Annotated in this window: 5 protein-coding genes; 4 read left to right on the top strand and 1 reads right to left on the bottom strand. The window is 71.3% G+C overall.

From position 1 onward, the window contains the following. The first annotated feature begins 366 nt into the window (after positions 1–366). The 3 genes from AC3WLN_RS23635 to AC3WLN_RS23625 all read left to right on the top strand — a co-directional run bounded on the left by AC3WLN_RS23635 (position 367) and on the right by AC3WLN_RS23625 (position 2,274). Positions 367–591, top strand: a complete 225-nt coding sequence (locus tag AC3WLN_RS23635; RefSeq protein ID WP_492485371.1) for a ribosome modulation factor — start codon at positions 367–369, stop codon at positions 589–591. Between the two features lie 165 nt (positions 592–756). Further along, positions 757–1,125, top strand: coding sequence for a hypothetical protein (locus tag AC3WLN_RS23630; protein ID WP_492485369.1), 369 nt, complete (start codon positions 757–759; stop codon positions 1,123–1,125). A 531-nt stretch (positions 1,126–1,656) separates the two neighbouring features. After that, positions 1,657–2,274, top strand: a complete 618-nt coding sequence (locus tag AC3WLN_RS23625) for a hypothetical protein (protein ID WP_492485367.1) — start codon at positions 1,657–1,659, stop codon at positions 2,272–2,274. Between the two features lie 34 nt (positions 2,275–2,308). Here the strand turns inward: AC3WLN_RS23625 and AC3WLN_RS23620 are convergent, their stop codons facing one another. Beyond that, positions 2,309–3,178, bottom strand: a complete 870-nt coding sequence (locus AC3WLN_RS23620) for a polysaccharide lyase family protein (RefSeq protein ID WP_492485365.1) — start codon at positions 3,176–3,178, stop codon at positions 2,309–2,311. Positions 3,179–3,818: 640 nt separating this feature from the next. On the opposite strand from AC3WLN_RS23620, the gene AC3WLN_RS23615 reads away from it, so the two are divergent. Beyond that, entirely contained in the window at positions 3,819–4,796 is a 978-nt protein-coding gene (locus AC3WLN_RS23615; RefSeq protein WP_492485363.1) for a hypothetical protein, read from the top strand. Positions 4,797–4,803 lie beyond the last annotated feature (7 nt).

Below are 4,803 nucleotides of genomic sequence, written 5' to 3'. Positions count from 1 at the left end.
CCACCAATAACCCCTGCCCCCCGCCCCCCGACTTCCGGGAAGTGCCGCGCAGCATGCGGCCGCACGCCATCGCGTACCGCGACGCGTGACCCGATCACGCGGTCGTCGCCGATGGCGGCCCGGGCCGGTTCCGCGACCTGCTGGGCGATCGGGCGCGACCTCTGCGTGTCCGGTTGTGGCTGGCGCTGCGGCAGACGACGCGGCCGCTCCGGCGGCTGACGCATGGGGTGCGGGCGCTCGGCCACGCCCTGCACGCCGACGATGTCCGCCCCGAGGGAAGCCGGGAGTGATGCCCCGGCGGCGTGGCGGAGCTCGCGGCGGGAGATGCGGCGCCGTATCGGCCAGCCGATGGGGGCTCCCGGGCCGATGCGTGCGCGTGCCCTTGGGGGGACCGGCCCGGCGCCCTACCTGATCCGCATGACCGAACCGCCGGACGACAATCTCGATCACCATGCCCTCGGCTACTACGCGCCCGGCAAGGGCCTGCGCCGGGAGGACTGCCCCTATGCGGAGGGCACCGAGGCGCATGCCCAGTGGACCGCCGGCTACGACGCGGCGGTGAAGGCGGGCGACGCGGAACGGCGCAGCTGAGCGGTGCGGCCACCCTGGCGGCCCCCGGCGGACCTTCGGAGACCGGGTGCAGAGAATCCGGAACGACGCGCGCCGACGCGTGTTCCGCGACCGCTTCCCGGACCCGGTCCGGCCCCCGCGGGGGGACTTTCCGGTTTGCGCGAGATGAGGTCGTGAGACGGTTCGATGCGTGACGCCGCGTGCGAATTCCGGGGCCGGTCGGGGCGGCCGCCCCGCGCCGTCACGGTGCTCGCCGCCCTGCATCTGGCCGCCCTGGTCCTGCCCGCCCCCGGACGCGCGACGGAGCTGTCGGCCTCGGATCGGAAGATCGCCGAGGCGGGCCGGGAGGGGCGTGCCCTCCTCCGCGACGTGCAGCGCGAGCAGGCGGCCGCTCCGGGATCTGCGCGCGCGCCGTCCGCGGCGATCGAACGACAGGCCGCGCGGATGCGCGGCGGCTTGAAGCGCGAGGCCGGCCGGCGGCCCGGCCCGGGCCCGGCGAGCCGCCAGGATGGCGTCGCCCTGTCCAGGGGCATCTGCGTGGGCTGCCTGAAGTAAGCGCGCCGTCCGGGGCTCCCGGGTCCCGGTCCGGGGTCGGCGCATGGCCGCGGCCCGGTCTTCGCCGTGAAGAGAGAGCGAGGGCCGAACGCGCCGGGCCCCGGCGCGTTGATGGGGTGGCTTCCTCCCCGGGACGCGTCCTGATGCGCTTTTTTCGTGTGGCTGTTCTGATCGTCGCGGTCGCGTCGCCGGTCGCCCCGATCCTTCCGGCGGCGGCCCAGAGCCCCGCGAAGGACTTCCTGTTTCAGGAGCAGCGGTTCGGCCGGGCGTGCAGGCCCCCGCTCAAATACGCGGCCGGAGCCTGCCTACGCCGCTGTCCGGCGGGCTACGAGGATATGGGCCGCACCTGCCGGCAGAGAAGCATGCGGGGCGGTGCCGGAGGCCGATAGCGGGCCCGCGGCGCCCCGTCGTTGTGGTCGGCCGGGCGATGACTTACAGCATCCCGAGGGGCCTTCCGGACCGTCGAGGCCGTCCCGGCGGGACCGGATCGCGTGCCCGACGCACCTGCTGGATGGGGATCGAGCTTTGGGAATGTCTTCACGAGCGAGCCTGCTGAGCGTCGTGATCCTGGCGGTCGCGGCCCAGTCCGCGTCGGCCGCCTGCGCACCCAAGCGCAGGATCTCGGATGTCGCCGCGGACGCCTTCCTCGAACGGCCTTCGGACCTTCTCTCGCGCCATCCGAACGACCAGCGCAGCCTTTCGGCCGAGGTCGAAAACCTCGCGCTCAGCAGCCCCCAGGCCCTGTCGGCGCTCCTGCGCCTGGCCCGCACGGCGCTCCCGGACCAGCGCCAGGCGATCGGATACGGTCTCGGACGCGTCTCCGTCTATTGCGAATCGCGGGATTCCAGCGTCGGCCGCCGCATGACGGAAGCCGTGACCGCGCTGGGAAACCGGGACGTCACCTTCGCCTATCGACTCGCGCGCGAGAGCCTCGCCAACGAGAGTCTCAAGCTGAAGAGCATCGATCCGAACGCGCTGAGCCCCGACATCGCGTCGGGCAGCCAGAACCCGCTCAAGCAGACGACGGACGGCGCGCTTCCCATGCGGGCGGACCCCCAGGGCGGGGGCGGCGGGTATATCGGGCGCGTCAGCCCGGACACGGCGCTCGACAGGCCCGGATACAAGCTCCCCGACCCCACGGCGCGGTGAGGATCGCCGGCGCCTCGGGCCGGGACCGGCCGCCTCAGCGCGGCGTGTCCCGCAGATGGCGAAACGTGTAGGCGACGGAGACGCCGGGGGGAGGCGTGCCGCCGCTGAACGCGCCGGCATAGATGCCGAACTTCAGGTAGGAGCCCGTCTCCTGCGGGACGGGCCTGACATGGGCCAGCAGATCGACGTATTCGTGGCCGGTGGGGCCGAGGCTGTCGCAGACCACGGCCCCGTCCAGGACCAGGCGTACGCGTCCCGGTCCGCCGTGACCGTCCCAGAACAGGACGTCGAAGGCGTAGTTCCGCCCGAACGCGATCGAGGCGTGCCCGTACGTCACGCCGGGCGCGAAGGAGCCCGGTTCCGGGACGCCCGTGCTGGTCACGCCGGACACGGCGAGCTCCGGCCGGCCGGCCCTGTTCAGCCGCAGGCCGAAGGCGAAGGGCGGGGAGGCCTCGGGGATCGACCCGTCCGCGCGAACCACGTCCGCCTGATGGATCTGGAGGATCGAGCACCAGTCCGCCCCCGCGATCCGGGAGGCCGGATCGACGTTGAACACGCCCTGCAGCGTCACGGGCTCACCCCGGGCATAGCGTCTCTCGCCGCACAGTTCGGCCCGGATCTTCCGCGGCGGGTCGAAGCTCGCCCGTTCGCCGGCCTTGGCCGCGAAGCCGACCGACAGGTCGGGACCGACCGAGACGCCGGCCGGGCTGCCGGACTGGACGACCCAGCGCTGGCCGGCGAGATCGATGGCATTGCCGTCGAGCATCGGCACGCGCTCGGCACAGGCCGCGAAGGCGGGCCGCGGCCGGCCCGTCCGATGGGCGGCGCGGAGGGCGGCGGCGCGCGCGTCCCACTCGGTGCGGGCGGCCGCCAGGGCCGATTCGAGGTCGAAGGGAGCATTCATGCGTCGATCGCTCCGGGTTGGCGCGGCGCCGAGGCGGGCGCCTCGGACGTCGCTTATACGATGCGGCCTCGACCGTCCTCCCGTGTCCCGGGTCCGGTTCCGTGAGGAGACGGGCCCGGACGCCTTCCGGCGCCTGTCGCATCGTGAAGGATCGCTGCGGAGTCTCGAATCGGGACGGCCTGCCCCAAGTCGTCGTGGTCGGTTTCATGGTCCTGGTCGGCTTCGCGGCGGGTTCGGCCGGAAGCGACCGGGGCGCGAGACGCGGAGGCCGCGATCTCGAGCCGGACCCGTATGATCACCGGCCGTCAGATCTTTGGAGCACGCCCTCGAGATCGTGATGCCGCCTGTCCTGCATCCGGTTATGCGTGCGATAGTCTTGCCGGTACAAGCATTGGCGCAAGATTTGCCGGGCATCGGACGCTGCAGAAATCGATTGATATTCGATCGATTGACGGTAGGGTTCCGGCGCGCCGTTCTTCGGCAAGCCGGGCGGTGCCGCGGACACACGGGTCGGGCGCCTTTCCATGGAACATCCCCAGATCGGACCTGACTCGCAATGTCATTGAAGGTCAACTTGCTGCCGCTCTCCAATATCGGGCACTTGAGGCAAGTCTATACAGGGTTCCATTCTCTGGAGCGGATGGGTCTCGTCTCGGTCTCCTACAGCACGGGGGCGCCGAAGAAGCTCGGCGTTGCACCGACGCGCGATCTCGATCGGAAATCCTACTGCCTGGGCGCTGAGATCGAGGGGTGCGGCCTGGTCGTCTACGACGTCCACGATTCGGACGTCATCGTCGAGGAGGCGCTCGAGCGGGCGAAGATCTACTTCAAGCGCAGCTACAATGCCGAACTGCACGGGAGCAATCCGAAGATCCAGCCGCTGGGTCTCAACGTGGCCGTCGAGGATCGGCCCGGACTCACGGGCGCCTGGCGCGCGATGCGGTTCGGCCGCGGCCGGACCCGGTACGGCGACGTCATGCGGGCGATCGGAGCCCGACTGCCCTATGCCGCCCGCGAGGCCGACCTCCTCGGGCTGCCGGTCGCGCGCCGGGATCCCAGGGTTTTGTTCCTCACCCGCGTCTGGCCGCCCACCGGCTATTACGGTGTGACGCCGGACGAGACCGTCGATCGACAATCCCTCAACGGGATGCGGGCCGAGTGTGTGCGGGCCCTCCGGTCGACCTTCGGCGATCGGTTCACCGGCGGTCTGCTTCCCGATTCCTATTCGCTCGCGACCTATCCGGACGCGGTCGTGGCCGACAGGGAGGTCACCCGCAAGGACCATTACCTCGCGGCGCTCGACGCCTACGACGTCTGCATCGCGACCCGCGGATTGCTCGGCTCGACGGGCTGGAAGTTCGCCGAGTACCTGGCGAAGGGCCGGGCCATCGTGTCGGAGCCGATGCGCTACACCGCGACGGGTCATCTCGAGAAAGGACGCCACTTCCTCGAGTTCGTCGATGCCGAGACCTGCGTGTCCGCCGTGCAATGGCTCTTCGAGAACCCCGCGGCGCGCGAGCAGATGATGCGGGAGAACGTGCGCTACTATCTCGGCCATGTCCGGCCCGAGGCGCTGGTGCTGAACTCGCTCGGGATTGCCCTGGCGGCGGCGGCCTGAGCCGCCG

This window comes from Methylobacterium sp. FW306-05-D (assembly GCF_058782155.1).
Note: the sequence above shows the minus strand (reverse complement) of the source record. Positions and strands in the feature narration are given on the sequence as shown.